At 74.8% G+C, this 22,221-nt stretch carries 17 protein-coding genes; 6 read left to right on the top strand and 11 right to left on the bottom strand.

Annotated elements, in window-relative coordinates; translation table 11 throughout:
• Window positions 1-57 precede the first annotated feature (57 nt).
• Window positions 58-435, top strand: coding sequence for an Mpo1-like protein (locus ACFO3J_RS08650; protein WP_386427757.1), 378 nt, complete (start codon window positions 58-60; stop codon window positions 433-435).
• 41 nt (window positions 436-476) lie between these two features.
• On the opposite strand, the gene ACFO3J_RS08645 is transcribed toward ACFO3J_RS08650, so the two are convergent.
• The 4 genes from ACFO3J_RS08645 to ACFO3J_RS08630 all read right to left on the bottom strand — a co-directional run bounded on the left by ACFO3J_RS08645 (window position 477) and on the right by ACFO3J_RS08630 (window position 4,585).
• A complete protein-coding gene (locus ACFO3J_RS08645; RefSeq protein WP_386427756.1) occupies window positions 477-1,088 on the bottom strand; it encodes a GTP-binding protein in 612 nt (203 codons plus the stop codon).
• A 97-nt stretch (window positions 1,089-1,185) separates the two neighbouring features.
• Complete coding sequence (locus ACFO3J_RS08640) at window positions 1,186-1,578, bottom strand: DUF742 domain-containing protein (protein ID WP_386427755.1); 393 nt, start codon at window positions 1,576-1,578, stop codon at window positions 1,186-1,188.
• Between the two features lie 44 nt (window positions 1,579-1,622).
• Entirely contained in the window at window positions 1,623-2,045 is a 423-nt protein-coding gene (locus ACFO3J_RS08635; RefSeq protein WP_386427753.1) for a roadblock/LC7 domain-containing protein, read from the bottom strand.
• Window positions 2,042-4,585 (bottom strand): sensor histidine kinase, encoded by a 2,544-nt coding sequence (locus ACFO3J_RS08630; RefSeq protein ID WP_386427751.1) that lies wholly within the window; start codon window positions 4,583-4,585, stop codon window positions 2,042-2,044. Before ACFO3J_RS08630 ends, ACFO3J_RS08635 begins: the two co-directional genes overlap by 4 nt.
• Before the next feature lie 167 nt (window positions 4,586-4,752).
• Between ACFO3J_RS08630 and ACFO3J_RS08625 the strand changes: the two genes are divergently transcribed.
• A complete protein-coding gene (locus ACFO3J_RS08625; protein WP_386427750.1) occupies window positions 4,753-5,151 on the top strand; it encodes a hypothetical protein in 399 nt (132 codons plus the stop codon).
• An 84-nt stretch (window positions 5,152-5,235) separates the two neighbouring features.
• On the opposite strand, the gene ACFO3J_RS08620 is transcribed toward ACFO3J_RS08625, so the two are convergent.
• The 3 genes from ACFO3J_RS08620 to ACFO3J_RS08610 all read right to left on the bottom strand — a co-directional run bounded on the left by ACFO3J_RS08620 (window position 5,236) and on the right by ACFO3J_RS08610 (window position 13,133).
• A complete protein-coding gene (locus ACFO3J_RS08620) occupies window positions 5,236-9,993 on the bottom strand; it encodes a hypothetical protein (RefSeq protein WP_386427748.1) in 4,758 nt (1,585 codons plus the stop codon).
• An 86-nt stretch (window positions 9,994-10,079) separates the two neighbouring features.
• The gene (locus tag ACFO3J_RS08615) at window positions 10,080-10,949 is read right to left on the bottom strand and encodes a hypothetical protein (protein WP_386427746.1); all 870 of its coding nucleotides are present in this window, start codon (window positions 10,947-10,949) and stop codon (window positions 10,080-10,082) included.
• A gap of 687 nt (window positions 10,950-11,636) precedes the next feature.
• On the bottom strand, window positions 11,637-13,133 hold the full coding sequence (locus tag ACFO3J_RS08610; RefSeq protein ID WP_386427744.1) for a hypothetical protein: 1,497 nt from the start codon (window positions 13,131-13,133) through the stop codon (window positions 11,637-11,639).
• A gap of 132 nt (window positions 13,134-13,265) precedes the next feature.
• Here ACFO3J_RS08610 and ACFO3J_RS08605 point away from each other — a divergent pair, with 132 nt between their 5' ends.
• The 3 genes from ACFO3J_RS08605 (at window position 13,266) to ACFO3J_RS08595 (ending at window position 15,626) form a co-directional block, all read left to right on the top strand.
• Window positions 13,266-14,027 carry a LamB/YcsF family protein gene (locus ACFO3J_RS08605; RefSeq protein ID WP_386427821.1) on the top strand — a complete coding sequence of 254 codons (762 nt, stop codon included), beginning with the start codon at window positions 13,266-13,268 and terminating at the stop codon, window positions 14,025-14,027.
• A gap of 79 nt (window positions 14,028-14,106) precedes the next feature.
• On the top strand, window positions 14,107-14,736 hold the full coding sequence (locus ACFO3J_RS08600; protein WP_386427743.1) for a 5-oxoprolinase subunit B family protein: 630 nt from the start codon (window positions 14,107-14,109) through the stop codon (window positions 14,734-14,736).
• Window positions 14,733-15,626, top strand: a complete 894-nt coding sequence (locus ACFO3J_RS08595; RefSeq protein ID WP_386427742.1) for a 5-oxoprolinase subunit C family protein — start codon at window positions 14,733-14,735, stop codon at window positions 15,624-15,626. The genes ACFO3J_RS08600 and ACFO3J_RS08595 overlap by 4 nt, the downstream gene beginning before the upstream one ends.
• Here ACFO3J_RS08595 and ACFO3J_RS08590 read toward each other — a convergent pair.
• From ACFO3J_RS08590 to ACFO3J_RS08575, 4 genes are all read right to left on the bottom strand, one after another.
• Window positions 15,518-16,489 carry an SGNH/GDSL hydrolase family protein gene (locus tag ACFO3J_RS08590; protein ID WP_386427740.1) on the bottom strand — a complete coding sequence of 324 codons (972 nt, stop codon included), beginning with the start codon at window positions 16,487-16,489 and terminating at the stop codon, window positions 15,518-15,520. The two genes, ACFO3J_RS08595 and ACFO3J_RS08590, sit on opposite strands and share 109 nt — an antisense overlap.
• Entirely contained in the window at window positions 16,486-17,682 is a 1,197-nt protein-coding gene (locus tag ACFO3J_RS08585; RefSeq protein WP_386427738.1) for a glycosyltransferase, read from the bottom strand. The genes ACFO3J_RS08590 and ACFO3J_RS08585 overlap by 4 nt, the downstream gene beginning before the upstream one ends.
• Window positions 17,679-18,800: a glycosyltransferase family 4 protein gene (locus tag ACFO3J_RS08580; RefSeq protein WP_386427737.1), complete on the bottom strand. Its 1,122-nt coding sequence runs from the start codon at window positions 18,798-18,800 to the stop codon at window positions 17,679-17,681. The genes ACFO3J_RS08585 and ACFO3J_RS08580 overlap by 4 nt, the downstream gene beginning before the upstream one ends.
• Window positions 18,801-18,886: 86 nt before the next feature.
• The gene (locus tag ACFO3J_RS08575; protein ID WP_386427736.1) at window positions 18,887-20,347 is read right to left on the bottom strand and encodes a HEAT repeat domain-containing protein; all 1,461 of its coding nucleotides are present in this window, start codon (window positions 20,345-20,347) and stop codon (window positions 18,887-18,889) included.
• A 375-nt stretch (window positions 20,348-20,722) separates the two neighbouring features.
• Here ACFO3J_RS08575 and ACFO3J_RS08570 point away from each other — a divergent pair, with 375 nt between their 5' ends.
• On the top strand, window positions 20,723-22,177 hold the full coding sequence (locus ACFO3J_RS08570; protein ID WP_386427734.1) for a PP2C family protein-serine/threonine phosphatase: 1,455 nt from the start codon (window positions 20,723-20,725) through the stop codon (window positions 22,175-22,177).
• The last annotated feature ends 44 nt before the right edge of the window (window positions 22,178-22,221 follow it).

Genomic DNA, 22,221 nt, shown 5'->3' with positions numbered 1-22,221 from the left:
GAGAAGAACTTAGCACGCACCCCTGACAACGTCCAGCGGCGGCGCTACGGTGCGGACATGACAGAGCAGACCTTCGGCTCCTTCGAGGAGTTCTGGCCGTACTACGTGGCGATGCACTCCAAGGCAGCGACCCGCTGGGTCCATCTGGCCGGCACGCTCACCGGACTGACCGTCACCGCCTACGGGCTCGCCCGGGGCCGCAAGCGGTACGCGGCGGCCCTGCCGCTGATCGGCTACGGCACCGCCTGGCCCGCGCACTTCCTGATCGAGGGGAACAACCCGGCCTCGTTCGGACACCCGGCGTGGTCACTGCGCGGCGACGTCCGGATGATCACCACCATGCTGGCGGGCCGGGACGAGGAGTTGGCCGAGACCGCCGCCAAGTGGCTCGCGGAGCACGGCGGTTCGAGCGTGCGGGGCCGTACGGCTCCTTGACACGCTTTCTGACATCCCGTCAACCGCGAGAGAACATCAGCTCAGTTGGCGGCGGGCTCGCGATTCTCCGCGGCCAGCTGCGCCGCGTGCTCGACCACGCTGATCAGTACGTTCTTGGCCGACTCGCGCTCCCGCGCGTCGCACATCACCACCGGCACCCCGCTGTCCAGGTCCAGCGCCTCGCGGACATTGTCCGGGTCGTGCAGCTCGGCGCCGTCGAAGCAGTTGACCGCGACGGTGAAGGGGATGCCGCGCCGCTCGAAGTAGTCGACCGCCGCGAAGCAGTCCTCCAGCCGCCGGGTGTCGGCCAGCACCACCGCGCCCAGCGCGCCCTGGGCCAGCTCGTCCCACAGGAACCAGAAGCGGTCCTGCCCGGGAGTGCCGAACAGGTACAGCACCAGGTTGTCGCGCAGGGTGATCCGCCCGAAGTCCATCGCCACCGTCGTGGTGCGCTTGGACTCCACTCCGTCGGTGAGGTCCACCGGGCGGCCCAGCTCGCTCAGCGACTCCTCGGTGCGCAGCGGCCTGATCTCGCTGACCGCGCCGACCAGGGTGGTCTTGCCGGCGCCGAAGCCGCCCGCCACCAGCAGCTTGAGCGCCACCGGCTCGGCGGCGGACAACGTGGAGCGGCGTTCGGAGCGGACGACGGCCATGGTCTCTTCTCTGCTTCTCTAGCGGATACATCGCTGACGGGTGGGGGGGAAACGTCATGACGGCCCGGTGGCGTCCGTCATGACGGCGGCCGGCGCGCTACAGGGCGCGCAGGCCGTTGATCACCTCTCGCAGGATTCTCTCGTCCGGCAGTTCGGCCGGTGGCACCGGCTTGTGGATGTGCACATGCTCGCCCTCCAGCAGATCGCCGACGAGCACCCTCACCACCCCGACCGGCAGGTCGAGGTCCGCGGCGAGTTCGGCCACCGAGGTGGCCTGCAGCTGGCAGCGCTCCACGATGTCCAGATGTTCCGGCGACAGGGAGTGGTCGTCGAGCGCGTTGTCGTCGCCGACCATGCTCCCGCTCACCACCAGGGCGATCAGGTCGATCTTCGCCTCGGCCGCGTGGCTGGTACGTCCGCGCGTCATCGCGTAGGGCCGTACCACCGGCCCTGCCGCGTCGTCGTACCACCGGTCCGATTCAGAAGTCATGACACCCCGTCACCCCGTCACCCCGTCCGTCAGCTCATCGGTGGTCAGCCACTGAGCGCGGTGCCGCCGTCGTGCCGCGGTACGGAGCCCAGGTGGGCTCCCACCCGCTTGACCAGCAGAGCCATCTCGTAGGCGACCTGCCCGACGTCGGAATCCGCGTCGCTGAGGACGGCCAGGCAGCTGCCGTCCCCGGCCGAGGTCACGAACAGGAAGGCCTCGTCCAGTTCCACCATGGTCTGCCGGACACCACCCGCGCCGAAGTGCCGTCCGACGCCCTTGGCCAGGCTGTGGAAGCCGGAGGCGACGGCGGCCAGATGCTCGGAGTCCTCACGGGTGAGGCCCTCGGAGGCGCCGATGGCCAAGCCGTCCCCGGACAGGACCAGGGCCTTGCGGATGCTGGCCACTCGGGCGACCAGATCATCGAGGAGCCAGCTCAGCTCGCGTGTCGGGCTCGATGGTGTGGTCATCGACCGTTCCCCTCAGGTGTCGTTCTCGGTACGGATGTCGAGGTGTCGTCGGAGTCCGCCTCGGCGAGCTCCCGACCGCGCTGCCAGCCGCGCTGGAGTGACGCCATCCGGTCGCGCACCTCGTCCGCGGACCGCTCCCTGACCTCTTCGGCCGGCTGGGCCGGGGGGCTCTGCTGCTGGAGCTGGGGGGCGAGGTTGGCCTGCCGGACCCGGCGCGGAAGCACGGTCCCGCCGCCCGCGGGCTTGCCGCCGGCCTGCGGGGCCGCGGGCCGCGCGGGCGCCGCGGGCCGGGCCGTCGGTCCGGACTGCACCGGCTGGACCGGGGGCAGCGGCTGCGGTGTGGTGTCGACCCGCGGTTCCGGCTCCGGGTCCGGATGGTCCTTGGAGTCGCCCACCGGCCTGCCGTGGTCGGAGACGAGCACCGGGGAGCTGCGGCGGCGCCGGGGCAGCGGCACCGGCTCCTCCAGCTCCGGGTCCTCCTCCAGCAGGGCGGCCGGCTCGTCCGGGTGCGCGGCGTGCTCCTTGTGGGTCTCGCCGCCGGCCCCGTCCAGGCCCCACTGGCGGAAGGTGTGCTCGGTGTCGCCGGCGTGCTTGCCGGACCGCGGCTCGGCGGCGTCGCCGATCCGTACCGACCCGGTGTCGTCGCCGGTCTCGGTGAGCAGCGCGGCCGGGACGAGCACCACGGCGGTGGTGCCGCCGTAGGGCGACTGCCGCAGCGAGACCCGGACGCCGTGCCGCTGGGCGAGCCGGCTGACCACGAACAGGCCGAGGCGGTCGGTGTCGGACAGCTCGAACTCGGGGGTCTCGGCCAGCCGCAGATTCGCTTCGAGCAGCGCGTCCGGTGTCAGCCCGAGACCGCGGTCGTCGATCTCCAGCACGAAGCCGTTGGCCACGGGTTCGCCGTGCAGCCGCACTTGGGTGTGCGGAGGGGAGAAGACCGCGGCGTTCTCGATGAGTTCGGCGAGCAGGTGGGTGAGGTCGGCGACCGCGGCGCCGCTGACCGCCAGCCGGGGCAGGCGGCGTACCTCGATCCGCTCGTAGTCCTCGACCTCGGCGACGGCGGCGCGGACCACGTCCATCAGCTGGACCGGGCGGCGCCACTGCCGGGAGGGCGCGGCGCCGGACAGGATGACCAGGCCCTCGGCGTGCCGCCGCATACGGGTGGTCATGTGGTCCAGCCGGAAGAGGTCGGCGAGTTCCTCGGCGTTCTCGGTACGGCGTTCCATCGCGTCCAGCAAGGTGAGCTGGCGGTGCAGCAGGACCTGGCTGCGGCGGGCGAGGTTCACGAAGACGTCGGAGACGCCCTTGCGCATGTCGGACTGGCGGACGGCGGCCTCGACCGCGGTGCGCTGCAAGGTGTTGAGCGCCTTGCCGACCTGGCCGATCTCGTCGTCCGCGTACTGGAGCCTGGGCACCTCGGTCTCGACGTCGACCTGCTCGCCAGCCGCCAGCCGGCGCATGACGCGCGGCAGCCGGGTGCCGGAGACCTCCTGGGCCTCGCGGCGCAGTCCGGTCAGGTCGCGGATGAGGCTGCGGCCGATCCGCACCGAGACGATGATCGAGGCGATCACCGCGATCAGCCCGAGCCCGCCGGCGATCGCCGCCTCGACGACGTCCGTGGTGGACAGCGGTCCGGCCTGCTTGGTGAAGTCGGAGGTGGTGGTGTTGTTCAGCCTGCCGAGGTCGTCGAAGACGTTGTCGGCCAGCACGGGCCACTGGAGGTGGGCGGCGACCACCGGGGCGTCGTCGGGACCGGCCGCGATCACCTGATCCTGGGCCTTGCGCAGCGCCAGGCCGTTGGCGCTCTGCCAGTAGGCGTCGTAGGGCGCGCGCAGGTCGTCGTCCAGGGCCTGCAGATTGTCGGCGTAGTAGTTGCGCTCGACGGCGACCGCGAAGGCGAAGGAGGTCAGTTCGGTCGCGCTGATGTGGCCGCTGCTGATGGCCACCGTCATCAGGGCGTCCTCGCGGCTGACTTCCTCGCGGGCACGCATCAGGCTGATGCCGGCGCGGCGCTGGGCGTCCCGCGCGCTGTCGGTCATCGGGTTGAGCGTGTCGAACAGGTCGTAGGCCGGATCGAGCAGCGCGTTGTACGCCTCGTAGGTGTCGTTGCGGGCGATGTGCTGGTTGTCCACCCGCTGACGCAGTGAGGTCACGCCCTGGACCGTGGTGAGCAGGATGTCCAGATTGGCGCGGGATGTCGTGTCGAGTTCACCGCGGACGTGCAGGGCGGAGACCTTCGTGCGCAGGGTGGCGACCGCGCTGTCGGTGGCTTGTTCCTGCTTGTTGAAGGCGACCCGGGCCTGGGAGTCACGGGGGTTGGCGACGTAGATGAGGGCGACCTTCCGCTCCTGCTGGAGGCCGCTGATGACCGACTCCGCCGGGTAGGCCACGTTGTTGGCGACCAGCTGGATGTCCGGCCGGCCGAACACCGCGCGGCCGGTGATGGTGGCGGCGAAGGCCCAGATGGCAGTCAGTGACACCAATGGGATCAGCAGCAGCGCCACGATCTTCCGGCGGATCGTCGTACCGCGAAAGCGCATGGCCTCCCCAACGTCTTCCCCGCTCCGGGGGTCGTCTGTCGCGTTTAAACGGCGTGAGCCTACTACTGCATTCGGGTGAACTCGAAAGCGACTCCACCGGGTTGCGACGGTCTGGCCGGAAACGTACCTCCTGAATGCACCGGGATTTTTTGGGGCAGGCACCATGTATGGAGCTCGAGAGCCAATCCGTGTGGGAGGAAGAGCCCGTCGGTACCGCCCGGCTGCCCGATCCGGTGCGGTCGGCGGCGGTACGGGCGGTGCTGATCGTGTCGGTGGCCATGATCGAGGCGGTGATCGAACTGCTGCTGACCGTCGGGCACTCGTGGCTCGGCGCCCCGATGATGCTGTTCACCGTGCTGACGTGTGTGGTGGCCACCTGGTCGGTGCTGGATGTGTGGGTCACCCGGCAGGTGTGGAACCAGCGCGACGGGGTGGAGTCCAGCCCGAGCAGTGCGGCGCGGGCCCTGCGCAGGGAGCGGCGCAGGGCCCGGCGGACGGCGCGGCTGGCGGGGCGGCAGCGGGCCGGTCGGCGCCGGCATCACATCCCGCGGACGTACGGCGCCTGAGGGCGGGGCCGGGGGCTCACCGGCCCATTGGGCGACGGGGGTTACGGGCTTGCCGGCCGTCTCACGGGCCGAGCCCTCGTCGGCTCACGGCCCTGCCGGGGCGGCCTGCTCCGCGGGCCTGCGGAACATCCGGGTCGCGGTGATCTCGCCGTGCACCGGCTCCCCGTGCGGGTCGGGCACCGGCAGGCCGGGCCGCAGATGCTCCTCGACGCTGATGTACTTCAGCCCCGCCCGCAGGTCGGCGTCATTGCGCAGCCGCACCACGAGCGGGAATTCGGCGAGCGCGGTGGTGTCGAACAGCCCGGTGGTGTAGATGAGCTGCACCCCGAGCGCGTCGGCCACCGCCCTCTGCAGCTCCAGCAGGTAGGTGGCGTTGGCCCGGCCGATGGGGTTGTCCAGGAAGAGGGTGCCGGCGTGCCGCTGCCGGTCCCTGCCGCGGTCGTTGCTGCGCAGCGCGGCCATGGTGCAGTAGAGGGCGATGGCGGCGGTGAGCAGCTGGCCGCCGGAGAAGACGTCGCCCATCTGCCCGACCGGGACCCGCTCGGCGCGCAGCACGGCGTCCGGCTTGAGGATCTCCACCGCGATCCCGCGCGGCTCCAGGGCCGAGGCGACCGCCCGCAGCAGCAGCGTCATGCCGTCCCGGCGCAGATCGGAGTTCTTGCGGACCGCGGCGCGGGTCGCCTCGTCGATGACCTCGCCGAGGCGGTCGGCGAGCACGGTCTGGTCGGGCTCCTCGAAGCGGATGCGCAGGAACTCCTGCCCCGACCACTCCCCCAGGCCCTCCGGGAGCCGGGACAGCCGCTGGGCGGAGCGCAGGGTGGCGAGTGCGGACTCCACCAGGCCGCGCAGCCGGTCCACGATGCTGTCCCGGTTGCGCTCCAGCTGGTCGAGCTCGTCGCCGAGCACGCGCAGCCGGGGGGCGAAGGCCGCGGCCCAGGAGGCGGCGTGGTCGGGCAGCGCGGCGGCGGGCAGTTCCCTGATCTGCTGGCGGGCCGGGGTGCGGACCTGTTCGTAGCGGACCGCGTTGGCGTGCCGGATCAGTACGTCGGCGGCCTCGCGCAGCTGGGTCTCGGCGGCGGACAGGTCGGCGGCGCAGCCGCGCAGCCCGCGGCGGGCCTCGGCGGCGGCCGAGCGGGCCTCCTGCGGACTGCCGGCATAGGGCTCGGGCTCGTCGTCGTGCACCGGCGGCTGCGGGCCGTCCCGGAGCAGGTCGCGGAGCATCGCGGTGATCTCGTCGAAGCCGCCGGCCGCGTCCTCGGCGGCGCGGTGGGTACGGACCATGTCCTCGTGGGCCGCCTTCGCGTGGTCCAGCGCGTCGGTACGGGCTGCGAGTTCGGCGTTGGCGGCGCGCAGCAGCTCCTGGGCGTGCTCGGCGTCGCGCGGCCGCAGCTCGTCCGGCAGGTCGGTGTGCGCCTCACCGGACGCCGGGGCGAGCCGCTCGGCGTCGCCCCGCAGCCGGCCGAGCCGCTCGCTGGCGCTGGACTGGCGCGATTCCAGGGTCTGGACGAGCTGCTCGGCGCGGGCTGCGGCGGCCTGCCGGGAGGGGCCGTCGGCGCCGTCCGGGCCTTCCAGAAGGCGGGCGGCGCGGCTGCGGACCTTGTTGGTGAGGCGTTCGAGTTCGGCGAGGGCGGCGTTCTCGGTGCTTTCGGCGCGGGCCTGTTCGGCGCGCAGATCGGCGCCGACGCCGACTTTCTCATAGACCTCGGAGGCCGCGCGGTACGCCTCCCGCAGGGCGGGCAGCGAGGCGGCGAAGGGCGCCGCGGGCCCGCTCTCGGGGGTGTCCTCGGGGGCGCCGGCGATCTCGGCGCGTTCGGCGCGCAGCACGCGGGCGGTGCGGCGGGCGTCGTCGGAGCCGCGCTGGGCGGCCCGGCGGTCCTCGTCGGCGGCCCGGGCCCTCGCCAGGCACGCTTCGGCGCGGGCCTCCGCCTCGCCGGCGTCGGCGGCCAGCTCCCTGTTGCGGCGCTGCCAGTTGGCCCGCTCGCGCAGCCGGTGGGCGAGTCCGGCCAGCGCGTCGGCGCGGCGGCGGGCCTGTTCGGCGGCGGACCGGCGTACGTCGCTCTCGCCGGCCGCCTCGGCCGCGGCGGCCTCGGCCTCGGCGCGCTCGGCACGGATCGCGGCGAGACCGCTACGGGCCCGGTCCGCTGTCTCGCGCGCCGCGTCCACCTGCGCGGCCAGTTCGCCCAGCCGTCCCGGCGGGCAGGAGGAGCGCCACGAGGCCAGCCGGGCGGCGAGTGTCCGGTCGTGCGCCAACCGGGCGGCCAGCGCGCGGATCTCCTCCTCCCGGGCGGTGGCCCTGGCCCGCAGCTCGCGCCGCTCCCCGTCGGCGGCCATCTCGTCATGCATCGCCGGGTTGGGCGGCACCAGGAAGACCTCCGGCGCGCCCCCGGTGGCGGGCGGCGGTGCGAGCAGGGCGGCGGCGGTGCCGACGGCGACGGTGGAACGCGGCAGCAGCGCGGCCTGCTCCAGCACCTCCCTGGCCCGTACATAGGTGTCCGGGTCGGTCACCACCACGCCGTCGACCAGTTCGGGCCGGGACGCGAGGACCACCGCGTGGTCGACCGGGTCCACGGCCTGCGCGAGGTAGCGCCAGCCGGGCAGTGCGGGGATGCCGTGCTCGCCGAGGTACTCGACGGTGGCCAGTACGTCGGGCCCGGGCGGCAGCAGCCCGCCGTCTCCCAGCGCGCCGAGGATCCGGGTGTCGTCCGCGGCGGCGGTGCGCAGCTCGAAGAGCTGGCGCTCGGCGGCGGCCACCGAGTCGTCCAGCAGTTCGCGCAGGGTGTCGGCGAAGCGGTCCAGCTCCGCGGCGGTCAGCGGGGTGTCGGGAGTGCGGTCGGGGGTCGGGTCGGAGGCGGTGCCGGCTCCGCGCCGGTGCGGCTCGGCCGGGTCGGCGGCCTCTTCCGCGGGCTCCGCCGGCGCCGTACGGGGTGCGGAGTCGGCTGCCGGGCGGGCCGCGCCGTCCGGGGTACGCGCTGCCGGGACTCTGCCGGTGGGCGCGGGCGCGGGGAGGCCGAGGAGGTCGGTGAGGCGGGGGTCGGTGGCGAGGGCGGTGGCGGCGACCGCGGCCACCGAGCGGGCCGACTCGGCGCCGGCCAGGGCGTCGGCGGCCCGGGCGGCGGCGAGTTCGGCGCGGGCCTCGGCGGCGGCTGCCTCACGGGCGCGGGCGGTGGCCGCGGTGGCGCTCTCGGCGGCGGCGCGGGCCAGTGCCTCGGCGGTCTTCTCGGCGTCCGAGGCGGCGAGGGCCGCTCTGGCCGGGTCGGCGTCCGGCGCGGAGTCGTCCAGCCATCCGGTCCGTACCGCCTCGGCGGTCTCCTGCTCCACCTCGGTCAGGCGCTGCCCGAGGTGCTCGCTCTCGCTGCGGGCGCGCTGCGCCTCGGTGGCGGCGGCGGTCGCGTCATGGTGGGCGGTCTCGGAGAGCCGCTGGAGCTCGGCCGAGCGCTCCTCCTCCGCGTCCGCCTGCTCCTCCGCGCGGGCGGCGGCGGCGTGCAGGGCCCGTACGAGATGGCCGGCCGCCGTGGTGCGCGCCGCGAGGGCCGGAGCGGCGTCCCGTTCGGCCGCCCGGATCGCCGCGGTGACCCGCTCCAGCCGGTCGCCGGCCGCGCGGTGCCGCAGCACGGTCTCGGCGGTCTGCCAGGCGGCGTGCAGGGTGCGGGCGTCGCCGAGTTCGCGACGCAGCGCGGCCGCGTCCTTGTCGGCGGCGGCCAGCGCGAGTGAGGCGTGGCGGTAGGCGAGTTCGGCGGCGATCCGGGCGCCGCCGCCGCGCGCCTGCTCGGCGTCGGTGACGCGGTGGGCGGCCTGGGCCATGTGCTGGGCCAGCTCGACCGCCCGGCCCCGCTCCTGCTGGGCGCGGGCCGACAGCCGCCGGGCCAGGCCGCGGGTGCGGCGCTCGGACTGCGCGTGCACGCCGCGGGCCCGATCCCGGGTGTCGGCGGCCTCGACGATGCGCTCCAGCAGGTCCAGCGAGCCCGCGGTGAAGTCGCGTTCGGCGGTCAGCTCGGCGCGGCGGCCCAGCTTGCCGGCGAAACTGTGCACCAGGTCGGCGAGGCCGTCGGTGTCGCGGGTGTCGGTGACGGCGCGCAGCAGCAGGTCGGTGAAGTCGGAGTCCTTCTTGACCGCGAACAGGCCGGCCGCCTCGCCCTCGTCGGCGTTCATCTCCCGCTGGTAGCGGAAGAGTTCGGGGTCCAGGCCGAGGTCACCGAGGTGTTCGTTCCACCGGTCGTGGATCTCCTCCCAGAACACTTCCAGATGCGGGTACGCCTTTCCGGCCTCGGTCATCGCGTCCCGGAAGCCCTTCATCGTGCGGCGCCGGCCGCGGGCTCCCGAGGCGCCCTCGGCGCGCGGCCGCACGGTCGTGGCCTCGGCGACCGGCAGGGCGTCCAGGCCGAGTCCGGGGCCCGGCCGGAACGAATACCAGGCCTCGGCGAACTTCCGCGGGTCGGTGGAGACCTGGCGGCCCCGCCATTCGCAGACCTTGCCGACGACGACGAGTTCACCGGTGAGGGTGTGCTGCCACTCCAGGGCGACATGGCCGCAGTCCTCGGCCAGCAGGAATTTGCGCAGCACGCCGGAGCTGGCGCCACCGAGGGTGTTGCGGTGGCCGGGCAGCATCACCGAGAAGATCAGCTTGAGCAGGACGGACTTGCCGCCGCCGTTCTCCAGGAAGAGCACGCCCGCGGGGGCGGGGCGGCGCGGCGGTCCGGACGGCTCGTCGGCGAAGAAGTCGCCCTGGGCGGGGGCCGGTCGCGGCACGGGTTCGCCGACGCCCCGCAGATCGAGCACGGTGTCGGCGTAGCGCGCGCCGGCCGGCCCGATGGAGTAGAGGCGGATGCGGGAAAGCTCGTACATGCGGCGGACTCTCGTATGGGCGGTCGGGACGGCCGGGGGGCCGGTCGGGAGCGGCGGTGGGTCAGGAGTACAGGAGTGGCGGTGGGTCAGGAGGGGGCGTGGAAGGGCAGTCCGGCGTCGACGGCCAGCTCCGGCGCGTCCCCGGCGGCGGCCGGGACGAGGGTGGCGGTGCCGTCGCCGACCGGGACCAGGCCCAGGTCGAGGAGTTCGGCCATGGCGGCGCTGCCCGCCATGTCGCGGACCTGCAACTGGTAGCGGGCGGTGGTGCGGTAGGTGCCGCCGGACTCGTCCCCGGTGCGCTGCAGGAAGCCGGAGTCCACCAGGAAGGCGACGGCCTTGCCGATAATGCCGGTGGTGGAACTAGCCAGCCGCCGGGCGTCCTTGGTCGCGCCGGTGGCGCTGCGGCGGGCCCAGACCCGCCAGGCCGCTTCCAGGCCGGGGGCGTCGGTGGCCGGGTCGGTGTTCCGGCCGGACTCGTCGGCGCTTTCCTCCAGCCGGCGGCAGGCCTGGCGGACGAAGGCGTCCACGCCGTGCACGGTGATACGGCCGACGTAGCCGTCGTCCGCCAGGTCTTCCGGGCGCGGGAACGCGAGAGCGGCGGCGGCGAGATGGGCGAGCCCGTGCAGGAACCGGTCCCCGGCGTCGGAGGCGGCCCGCCGCGCGTAGTCCCCCATCCGCACGGCGAACACGGAGTCCTCGCCGGCTGCGACCGCCATGCCGGCCCGCGGTGACACCTCCAGCACGATCAGTTCGAGTCCGGTGGCCACCGCGTCCGCCAGCCGGGCGAAGGCGGGCTCCTCCCGATAGCGCCGGATCAGCTCGGCGTACTCCGCGTCGCGCGCGGGCACCAGCTTGGGCTGCAGCCCGAACCCCACGAGCCGCGCGGCCTCGGCCACATCACCCGCACTCACCGCGGAGGCCCTGAGCTCCGCCCCTTCCTCCCGGCTCTCACTCACGTCGACCTCTCCTCACCACTGGGCTCCGCCGGCGGGCGAAGACAAACGACACGGGCCGGCTCCGCCGGCGCCTCCGGCAGACGGTGCGGGCGGGGTCGCCCGCACCCGGTCCGGATGACGCGGAGCCGGTGCCCGACTGACCGGGCCCTGCGGCCCGCTGCCCCGAAGACCGCTTCCGCCGTCCCGACCGATCGGCACCGCGCCGGAAGACGCCGCGCGCGCCGACCACACGTCCCGGTGGGGCGGACTCCCCATTGCCCGGCCGGGGGCGTCGGGGAGCCGACGGGCCCTCCGGGCATACCCAGGAGCCGGCCCGGCACCGCCGGGGCCCGCCGTCGTAGCTGATCGCCGCTGCGGCGGAACGAAAGTCCGTTCGGCGACAAGTGCGGGTGGGACGTGCGTGCTCGGGCCCAGCCGGAGCGTCGGGCAGCCGCCGGGACGACAAGAAACCCGGCCCCGCCAACGGGCTGACCCCAACACACCGCGGCCCTGCGGCACCCCGCTCCGAAGCCCACACCGGCACCGCCGGAATCCGCCGTCGCGGGCGACGGCAGGCCCGGGGCGGGGCGGTGGGAGCCGGCGGGCTCGCCGCTGCGGCGGTGGACGGTGGGGTCCGACCCGCCCTGTTCCACCGTGTCCCGGCCGGAAGGCCCGCTCGCCGGGGCGGAAAGAAAGAGAGGGGAGGGGTCATGCCGGCTCCGATGGGTGAGCCGACAGGCGGGCCGTGCCGAGGATGAGGTCGGCGCCGCCGAACTCGGGGTCGGTCAGAGGGGTTCCGTCGTCGACGGCGAAGAGGAGGTGGGGCTCGCCCTGGCGGTGGGCGGTGCCGACGGGTGGGGAGGCGGCGTGGATGGACAGGAGAGCGAGCAGGTAGGGGAGGTCGGGGTCGCGGAGGCGGGCCTCGGCGAGCAGGCCGGAGAGGCGACGGGGGGCGTCGGGCGGAAGGGCCAGGAGTTCCAGCGCGGATTCCAGTTGCTCTTCCGAGAAGCGGGAGTCGTCCGGCGTGGCCACCAGGTCCGGCTCCGGCATCTCTGCTCCGAGGTGCTCGCGCTCGACCGGCGGTGTGAGCAGCGCGTCCACCAGGTCGGTGACCCGCACGGAGGCCGGTGTCCGCAGCCCCGCCCCCCGGGCGAAGAACGCGTCGGTGACCCGCGACGCCTGCTCCACCGGCAGCGGCAGCAGCGGCGCCAGCAGTTGCCCGTACAGATCGAGCCCGGCCCGCGCGGGCGGCGCCGCGAACGCCTGCCGGTCCTGCTCGGCGCGGAACAGCGGCCCGGCCTCCAGCAGCCGCGACTGCAACTGGGTGTGGCGCCGGATGCAGTCCTTGACGATGTCCACCAGCTCGGCGGCCCGGCGCTTGTGCTCGGGCTCCTCCGCCTCGTCCCTGGCCTTCCGGATGTTCGTGAGGATCGCGTTCTCGTGCCGGTAGCGGTCGGCGACGTGGTCGAGCGCCTCGGCGATCATGTCCGGCACCTGCCGCAGCCAGTCCACCGCCCGGACGTTGCGCCGGGTGGCCTCCAGGGTGCGGCGCAGCGTCTCGGCGTACTGCACGGTGCGGTAGCGGGCCTGCTCGGCGGCGAGTTGGGCGTCGGCCAGCCGGCCGCGGCTGATCAGCACCTCCAACTTGACCTCGGCCGCGATCTGGGCGCTGGTGACGTCCGTGTCGAGCGCACCCACCAGGACGTTGACCGCCTCGTCGGTGGTGCGCAGATACAGGGCGCCGCCGGGCGCCGGCACTTCCTCGATCAGCTTGAAGTCGTAGTCGCGCCGGACATAGGCGCCGTCGGCGCCGAACGTGCCGTACACCGCGCGGAACCCGCGGTCCGCGCTGCCGACGTTGATCAGGTTCTCCAGCACCCAGCGGGCCACCCGCTCGTGCTCGGCCGGTGTCCTGGCGGGGGCCTGCGCGGCGATCCGGGGCAGCAGCCTGGTCACTATCTGGTCGTGGTCGGCGCCGGTGTCGAAGTCCATGTTGAGCGTGACCAGGTCGATCGCGGCGAGCGCCACCTCGGCCATCGCGTACACCGAGTACTCGCCGGCCAGATTCGCCTTGCGGGTGTCCAGGTCGTGCAGCGGCGCGGTGCAGGCGAGCGCCTTCAGCCGGCGGGCCAGGCCCTCGTCGGCAGCCGGGCCCGGTGCCGGGCGGACGGCGCCCGGCAGCGAGTACGGGACGGTGGTGGTCACGTCCCACACATTAAGCGGTGCCACCGACAACGCACGAAACGGCACGGACCCCCACGGGGCGGGCATGCCATGATCGTGCCGAAGACGGCAACCCGCGCCAGCGGCAGCGGAAACGACACCGGACGGATCATCATGACGGATGCGGTCATCGATCTCAACGCGGACCTCGGCGAGGGCTTCGGACGCTGGCGGCTGACCGACGACGAGGCACTGCTGTCGGTGGTGACGAGCGCCAATGTCGCCTGCGGCTTCCACGCGGGCGACCCGGCGACGATGCGGCGGGTGTGTGCCTGGGCGGCCGAGCGGGAGGTGCGGATCGGGGCGCAGGTGTCGTACCGCGACCTGGCGGGTTTCGGGCGTCGTGCGATGGACGTGCCGCCGGACGAGCTGGCCGCCGAGGTCGCCTACCAGATCGGCGCGTTGGAGGTGTTCGCCCGCGCGGCCGGCTCGGCGGTGGCGTACGTCAAGCCGCACGGCGCGCTGTACAACCGGACCGTGCACGACGCGGAGCAGGCCGCCGCGGTGGTGGCGGGGGTCCGGCTGGCGGGCGGGCAGCCGGTGCTGGGCCTGCCGGGGTCGCACCTGCTCAGGGCGGCCGGCGAGGCCGGACTGCGGGCGGTGGGCGAGGCGTTCGCGGACCGGGCGTACACCGCGGCCGGCTCGCTGGTGTCGCGCCGCGAGCCGGGAGCGGTGATCGAGGACGGGGACGCGGTGGTGGAGCGGTCGGTGCGGCTGGCCCGGGACGGCCGGGTCACCGCCCTGACGGGTGAGCGCGTCGAGGTCGCCGCCCGGTCGCTGTGCGTGCACGGCGACACGCCCGGCGCCGCGCGGCTGGCCGCCCGCGTCCGCGCCTCGCTGGAGTCGGCCGGGCTGCGCGTGGCGGCGTTCGTATGAGGGGCGTTCAGCCGACGGGCGTTCGTATGACCGACAACCGGGTCGGACGGCCCCCGGCGCGGCCGACGGGAGTCCGGGGATGAAACCGACCGTACGCGTACTGCGGGCCGGTGCCTCCGGCGTGCTCGTGGAGACCGGGGACGGAGAGCGGGCGCAGGCGCTGCACGCGGAGCTGCTGCGGCGGCGGGCGGCCGGCGAGCTGGCCGGGGTCACCGAGATCGTGCCCGCCGCCCGTACCGTACTGATCACCGGCCTGGACGATCCGCGGGCCTTCGCGGTGGAGGTCGCGCGCTGGGACGTACCCCCGGTCGCGGCCGGGCGGGGCCAAGCCCTGGAACTGCCGGTGCGCTTCGACGGGCCGGATCTCGCCGAGGTCGCCGAGCGGTGGGGGGTCACGGTCGGGGAGGCCGTGCGGATCGTCCGGGGCACCGCCTTCCGGGTCGCCTTCTGCGGATTCTCCCCGGGTTTCGGCTACTTGACCGGGCTGCCCGAGCGTCTCCGGCTGCCCCGCCGCGGCACTCCGCGGACCGCCGTCCCCGCGGGTTCGGTCGCGCTGGCGGGCCCCTACGCCGGGGTCTATCCGCGCTCCTCCCCGGGCGGCTGGCAGCTGATCGGTACGACCGGGGTCCCGCTGTGGGACCCGGCGCGGGAGCCGGCCGCGCTGCTGGTCCCGGGCACGGACGTACGGTTCACCGAGGAGGCCCGATGAGCCGGCCGGCACCGTCCCGACGGGTGCTCGAGGTCGTCCGGGCGGGCGCGCTCACCACGGTGCAGGATCTCGGCCGCCCCGGCCACGCGCACCTCGGAGTGCCGCGTTCCGGCGCGCTCGACCTGCCGGCGCACCGGCTGGCCAACCGGCTGGTGGGCAATCCGGAGCGGGCGGCCACGCTGGAGACGACGGTGAGCGGCTGTGCGGTGCGGCCGTCGCGGCCGGTGGTGCTGGCCGTGACGGGCGCGGCCTGCGCGGTCCGGCTGGACGGGCGGCCGGTTGCCTGGGGCGCGGCGGTGCGGGTGCCGGCCGGCGCGCTGCTCGATGTGGGGGCAGCGACCGGGGGGCTGCGGGCCTATGTGGCGGTCGGCGGCGGTGTCGAGGTGCCCGCGGTGCTCGGCAGCCGTTCGACGGATCTGCTGTCCGGACTGGGACCGCGGCCCGCTGCCGACGGCGACGAGCTGCCGGTCGGGCCGGCCGGGGGACGCAGCGCGGGCGCGGACGCGGTCGGGTACGGGGGCCAGGTCCGGGAGTTGGTGCTGCCGCTGACGCCGGGGCCGCGCGACGACTGGTTCACGCCCGGCGCGCTCCGGACCCTGGCCGTCGGCCGCTACGCCGTCTCCCCGGAGTCCAACCGGATCGGGCTGCGCACTCTGGGCCCGGCGCTGGACCGGGCCCGCGACGGTGAACTCCCCAGCGAGGGCATGGTGCTGGGCGCCGTCCAGGTCCCCCCTGACGGCCGCCCCGTCGTCTTCCTGGCCGATCATCCGACCACCGGCGGCTATCCGGTGATCGGTGTCGTGCCCGAGGAGTCGCTTCCGGCCGCCGCCCAGTCACCGCCCGGGACGAGGATCCGTTTCGTGCCGGTGCGTTCCACCCGCTGGGTGTGATCGGCCGGCCCGGACACCAGGCCGAGGTCCGCCAGCGCGCGGGCGGTGGCGTCGGCGGCGGCGAGGTCGAGCAGCGGCGCGGTGCCACGGCTCTCGTGCCGGTACTCCTCCCATGCCAGCCGCATCAGGTCGGGGACCAGATCCGTGCAGCGGTCGGCGACCCAGCGGGTGCCGCGGGTGGCCATCCACCATACGGAGGAGGCGGGTCCGGGCGGCGCACCGTCCGGTTCCGCCCGGGGCGCCGGACCGGTGGCGATCCCGGCCGCGGTGAGCCGGGCGTGGAAGTCGCGGGCGAGCAGCCGGTGTCCGGTCTCGCTCGGGTGCAGCCGGTCGGCGCTGAGGGCGCCGGGGCTGGTGGTCCAGGGTCGGTCGGCGGCGTGGACATGCAGGGCGCCGTGATGCGCGGACAGCACGTGCACGGTGTCGTTGAGCGCCCGCATCCGCCGTTCCAGCGGCCTGGCCAGCGGCCACGGCAGGTTGAGCACGCTGCCGGGGTCGGGCAGGCAGGCGGTGAGCACGTCGGCCCCGGTCGCCCGCAGCATCCCGATCGTGGTGTGCAGGTCCGCGGCGACGGCCTGGATGTCGAAGTTGCCGCGGAGCGTGTCGTTGCCGCCGGCCACGACGGACGCCAGCCGCGGCCGGTGCAGCAGCGCTGCGGTCAGCTGCCGGCCGGCCACGTCACCGGTGCGGGCCCCGCTCCAGGCCGCGTTGACGACCGCGGTGTCCTGCGGCCGCTCGGTGATCCCCCCGGCGAGCAGCGCGGCCCAGCCGCGCCACCCGCCGCCGGGCAGCGGGTCGCCCACCCCTTCGCTGAGCGAGTCCCCGAGCACGGCGAACCGCACCACCGATCGCCCGGCGGTCACGACGGTGTCCGCTGGGAGAGCCGGTCGGGGGCGAGCGCGGCACCGTGCACGGTCAGGAAGGCGTCGACCGCGGCCGGCCAGGTGTACAGCTCGGCCCGGGTGCGGGCCCTCGCCCTGCGCTCCGCGACGGGCTCGGCCAGCAGACGCCGGACGGCGGCGGCGTACTCGTCGGGGGTGTCGGCGGCGGCGCCCGCCGGGCCGACGAGGGTGGGCAGCGCCGAGCGGGAACTGACCACGACCGGGGTGCCGGAGCCGAGCGCCTCCAGGGCGGCCAGGCCGAAGGTCTCCACCGGCCCGGGGGCCAGCGCGACATCGGCGCTGGCCAGTACGGCGGCCAGCTCCGTCCGGTCCGCGACATGCCCGAGGTAGGTGACGGGCAGCCGGGCGGCGCGCGCGTAGGTGGTCAGCCGGGCCCGCAGTGGTCCCTCGCCGGCCACCACCAGCGCCGCGTCGACGCCGGCGGCGCGCAGCCGGGCGAGCGTGTGCAGCGCGGTGTCCGGCTTCTTCTCCGGGGACAGCCGCGAGCACATCACCAGCAGTATCTCGGCGCCCATCGCGTACTTCCGGTGGACCGCCGGGTCGTGGAAGGCGGGGTGCCAGCCCGCGAGGTCCACGCCGAGCGGGGCGCGGACGATGTTGCGGGCGCCGATCCGCTCGAATTCGGCGGCGGCCCAGGCGGTGGTGCACACCACCTTGGTGTACGACCGGGCGGTGCGGCGGTTGAGGGCGTCGGCGGTGCGGCGGGCGGCGCCGACCGGCAGGCCCCAGGTGCCGAGCACCCCGTCGGCGCTCTCGTGGGAGACCATCACCGCCGGGACGCGGTGCCGCCGGGCCCATTCGCCGGTCCAGCGCAGCGTGGTGCGGTCGGAGACCTCCAGCCGGTCGGGCCTGAGCGACTCCAGCACCGCTTCGACCGGGGCGCGGCGGCCCAGCACGCGGTAGCCGCCGGAGCCGGGGATCTCCGGGCCGGGCAGGGTGATCACCCGGCCCTGCGCGGTGAGTTCGTCGGAGGTGGCGGGGCCGGGGACGACCAGCACCGGCTCGTGCCCGGCCGCGGCGTAGCCCTCGCCGAGGTGGCGCAGCGCGGTGCGCAGCCCGCCGGAGACGGGGGTGACGAAGTTGGCCAGCCGGACGATGCGCAGACCGCGCTCCGGTTCGCGGGGGGACAGGGCGTCGTCGAAGGGGGTGGTCATGCCGCTGCCGCCTTGCGTTCGCCGAGGACCTGGTCGTAGTGGTCGAGGAGTTGGTCGCCGACGGCCTCCCAGGTGCGGGAGGCCACCGCCGCCCGGGCGGCGGCGGCGTAGCGGATGCGCAGCCGGGGGTCGGAGTGCAGCATCTGCACGGCGACGCGCAGCGCGGTGGCGTCGCCGGCGGGCACCAGCAGGCCGGTGCGGCCGTGGTCCACCAGGTCGAGCGGGCCGCCGGCCGCGGGGGCCACCACCGGCACGCCGCTGGCCATGGCCTCCTGGACGGTCTGGCAGAAGGTCTCGAAGGGGCCGGTGTGCGCGAAGACGTCGAGTGAGGCGTAGACACGGGCGAGGTCGCCCCCGGTTCTGCGGCCGAGGAAGACCGCGCCGGGCAGCGCGGACCTCAGCGTGGGCAGGCTGGGGCCGTCGCCGACGATCACCACCCGTACGCCGGGAAGCGCGCAGGTCTCGGCGAGCAGTTCGACGTGCTTCTCGGCGGCGAGCCGGCCGACGTAGCCGACGATCAGCTCGCCGCGCGGGGCGAGTTCGCGGCGCAGCGCCTCGTCCCGGTGGGCGGGGTGGAAGCGGACCGAGTCGACACCGCGCGGCCACAGGTGGACCCTCGGCACGCCCTGCTCCTCCAGGGCGGTGACGGAGGCGGTGGAGGGGGCGAGGGTGCGGGCGGCGGCGGTGTGCACCCCGCGGATCCGGCGCCAGGCGGCGGCCTCACCGGCGTTGAGGTAGGTCTTGGCGTAGCCGGCCAGATCGGTCTGGTAGACGGCGACGGCGGGCAGGTGCAGCCGGGTGGCGGCGGCCAGCCCGCGCACCCCGAGCACGAAGGGGCTGGCCAGGTGCACGATCTCGGTGCGGTGGGCGGCGATGGCGGCGGCGGTGCGGCGGCCGGGCAGCGCCACCCGCACCTGCGGGTAGCCGGGCAGCGGCAGGGAGGGGACGCGGATGACCGGGCAGGGGTCCTGGCCGGCTTCCGGTTCGTGCGGTCCGGCCGGCGCTATGACCAGGGGGTCGTGGCCGCGCCGGGCGAGGTGTTCGGCGGTGCGCAGGGCGCAGTGGGCCACACCGTTGATGTCGGGTGGGAAGGACTCGGTGACGATGGCGACTCGCATACGGTGGTTGTCGCCGTATTTGAAGTTGTCAGGGCCACGTGGATCTGTCCCCTAGTGAAACGCACCATGAGCTTTGGGATCACGGCTCATCGCGGGGAACCTCCGGAGCTCAGCCGGCCTCGCACGGCGGTCTGCACCTCGGCCTCCTCGGCGGGGTCCGCGGCCAGCCGGCGCAGCTGGGTGAGCACCCGCACATCGCCCGACGCGGCCCGGTGCGCGGCCAGTTCCCTGGTGCTCTCCTCGCAGTCCCACAGGCACTCGACGGCGAAGCCGGCGCCGAAGCCGGGGTCGGCGGCGGCGAGCGCGCGGGCCGCGGCGCCGCGCAGCTGCGAGGAGGACGTCTCCCGGTAGAGGTGACGCAGTACGGGGGCGGCGCGGCAGGCGGTGAGCTGTCCCTCGTCGCCCGGGACGCCGGCGGCGAGCCGTCCGGTGCCCTCGACCAGGGCGTCGAGCCCTTCGGCGTCGGCGCCGCCGGTCTGCACGGTGCGCCGCAGCGCGGCCAGCACCAGGCCGCCGTCCTGCGGGCCGCCGTGCCGGGCCAGGGTGCGGGCGGCGGCGGAGCCGAGCAGATCGGTGCGGACCGCCCAGAGGCGGGCCCGGGTCATGGCGTCCTCGTCGCGGAGCCGTTCGAAGGACTCCACGGCGGCGCGTTCCACCCGTTCGTCGCCGCAGCCGGCGGCGGCCTCGATCAGGTCGAGGCGCTTGGGGTCGCGGCGGTCGGTGAGATGGCGCAGGGCGGCGGCGCGGGCGGCGGACGGCCCGTGCAGGGCGGCGTCCAGTAGCGTGGGCCGGTCCTCGTTACCGGCCACGGCGGTCAGGCAGCGGGCGGCGGGCTGGTCGCGCTCCACCGAGGGGTGGGCGGCCAGGCCCTGCTGGGCCCAGTCGAGCACGGCGGCCACGCTCCAGCCGGGAGTGGGCCCGGCGGGGCGCAATTGGCGCTGCCAGCGGTCGAAGGACGCCTGTTCCTGGGCGCGGGTGACGCGCCGGGCGGTGTCGGGGTGGACGCTGTCCTCGGCCCACAGCTGCCAGGGCCGCGGTTCGTAGGCCTCGCGCAGGGCGCGGGCCAGGGCCGCCTCGCCCTCGGGACTGTGCGGGAAGCGGGCCACCACGGCCGGGCCGAGGGCGCGCAGGGCCGCCTCGTCGTCGCGGACGGCCAGTTCGTCCAGGGCCCACTCCCAGCAGCCCCCGGTCGCGGCGTAGCGGCGCAGCAGCCGCAAGGCGTCGCGGCGGCCGTATCCGGCCAGGTGCCCGAGGACGGACAGCGCCAGACCGCAGCGGTGCTCGTCGGGGGCGATCAGGTCGTCCGGGTGGAAGAGGTGCTGTTCGATCCCGTCGAGCGGGCCTTCCAGGTCGGAGTACAGGCGCGCGTAGTAGAGGGAGCGCGACTCCACCCGCCAGTCCAGGCGGGGGTCGCGCAGCACGCACTCCTCCAGGGCGGCGAGGGCCTCCGCCCGCGGCGCCGCCAGGGCATGCAGAGGCCCGTCTCCGCGTCCCCTCTGGAGGAGGCCGAGAAGGGTGCCGCTGGGCGCTATGTCTGGGTCGAACATGAGGTCAGCATCCGGTGCGGGGGGAATCGAGGCAACGGGATTTCCGCTGCCCATGCCCGGCATCCTTACCTGAGGCCGTGCGTTCCATACCTACCGGTAGCAAGGATTCCGTGGGGACGGGCGGCGGAAGCCTACCGATTCCGGCGCCGGGATGTCGCTTCCCGGCGGTGGGACGCCGGCCCGCGCGGTGGCCGGGAGGTGGCCGCCGGGTGGCTTGAAGATCGCCGGGCTCTTGGCACATGCCAGGAGCACCACCGGATCGGGTATCGCGGAAACCCTTACGACCCATCGCTCCCTGTGCAACAGTCGTTACCGGTCCTTCCCGTCCGCCACGGCCGCCCAAGCGCCTGCCAGCAGACACGTTCGGAGTGCGTCATGCCGTCCCCTACGCACGCGGATCACACCGCAGCGCAGCCGCCGGATCCCGGTGCGGTGGACGCGCTCATCACCCAGGCGCGCCAGCTGCGCACCCGGGTGGACTCGGTGCTGCGGGACACCGCGGTCGGCGCTGAGGACCCCCGGCTGCGCTGGCAGCGGGCGCTGTGCGATCTGGCCGTCCATCAGCTGGACGATCTGGGCACCCAGCTCGGCCAGCTCAAGGACGGCTTCGTCCTGGAGGCGGCCGGCGACGGCGGCCCGCCGCCCGACCCGGTCCCTGCCCCGGTCCCCGATCCGGTGGCGGTCGGGGCGCTGGGCCGGGCCGGCAGCGCCGAGTGGGATCTGCTGACCGACGAGGTGCAGTGGTCGGACGAGCTCTACCGCATCTTCGGCCGGTCCGCCGAGGAGGGCCCGCTGACCCTGGACGAGCTGCCCTCGTGGCTGTTCTCCGAGGACCAGCAACTGCTGACGGAGATGGTGACCGGGTGCCTCGTCGACGGGCGGCCGATCGACGGCGAGTTCCGCATCGTGCGGGCGGACGCCTCGGTACGCACGGTGCACATGGTCGGTGAGCCGGTGCTCGGCGCCGACGGCGGCACCGCGTCGATGTGGGCGGTGATCCGCGACGTGAGCGATCTGCGCCGCAGCCAGCGCACCCTGCGGGAGACCCGTGACTCCCTGGAGCGGCAGCGGCGGATCGCGCAGACCGAGCGCAGGATGGCGGTCGAGTTGCAGGAGGCGGTCCTGCCCCCCTGGCGCGGCACGCTGAGGTTTCCGCAGGACGGAGGCCCGGTCACGATGGACCTCGCCGCGCATTACCTCCCCTCCGCCAGCAGCGGGCTGATCGGCGGGGACTGGTACGACGCGATGCAGCTCCCGGACGGCTCCTCCTTACTGACCGTCGGCGATCTGACCGGACACGGCGTCGCGGCCACCTCGGGCATGGCGATGCTGCTCGGTGCGCTGCGCGGGATGGCCGTCGCCGGCCTCCAGCCGGGTCCGCTGATGGGCTGGCTCAACGAACTGCTGGACACCTCGCCGCAGCCCGCCCTGGGCAGCGCGCTGTGCTGCCGCTACGAACCGGGCTCCCGGACGCTGCACTGGTCGCAGGCCGGCCATCCCGCCCCGCTGCTCTTCCGGGCCGGCGCCGGACGGATGCTGGCCTCGCCGGACGGGGTGCTGCTCGGCGCCACCTCGGGCGCGAAATACGCCCAGGCCAGCGAGCCGCTGCTGCCCGGCGATCTGCTGCTGCTGCACACCGACGGCCTCGTCCCGCGCCGGGCCGCCGACACCGCCGCGGGCACGCACAGCGGTGCCGACCGTCTGCTGACGATGGCACCGCTGTTCGCCCGGGCGAGATCCGCGCAGGACTGCGTGCGGCTGGTGGCCGAGGAGTTCGGCGTCCCCGAGCGCGAGGACGACGCCTGCGTACTGGTGGCCAGGATCGCCTGAGGGCGCCTGCGGCCCCGGCGGGTGGAGGTCCGGCCGGTGATGGG

This window comes from Streptomyces polygonati (assembly GCF_042650325.1).
GTDB lineage: Bacteria > Actinomycetota > Actinomycetes > Streptomycetales > Streptomycetaceae > Actinacidiphila > Actinacidiphila polygonati.
This window is presented reverse-complemented; position numbering and strand designations above follow the sequence as displayed.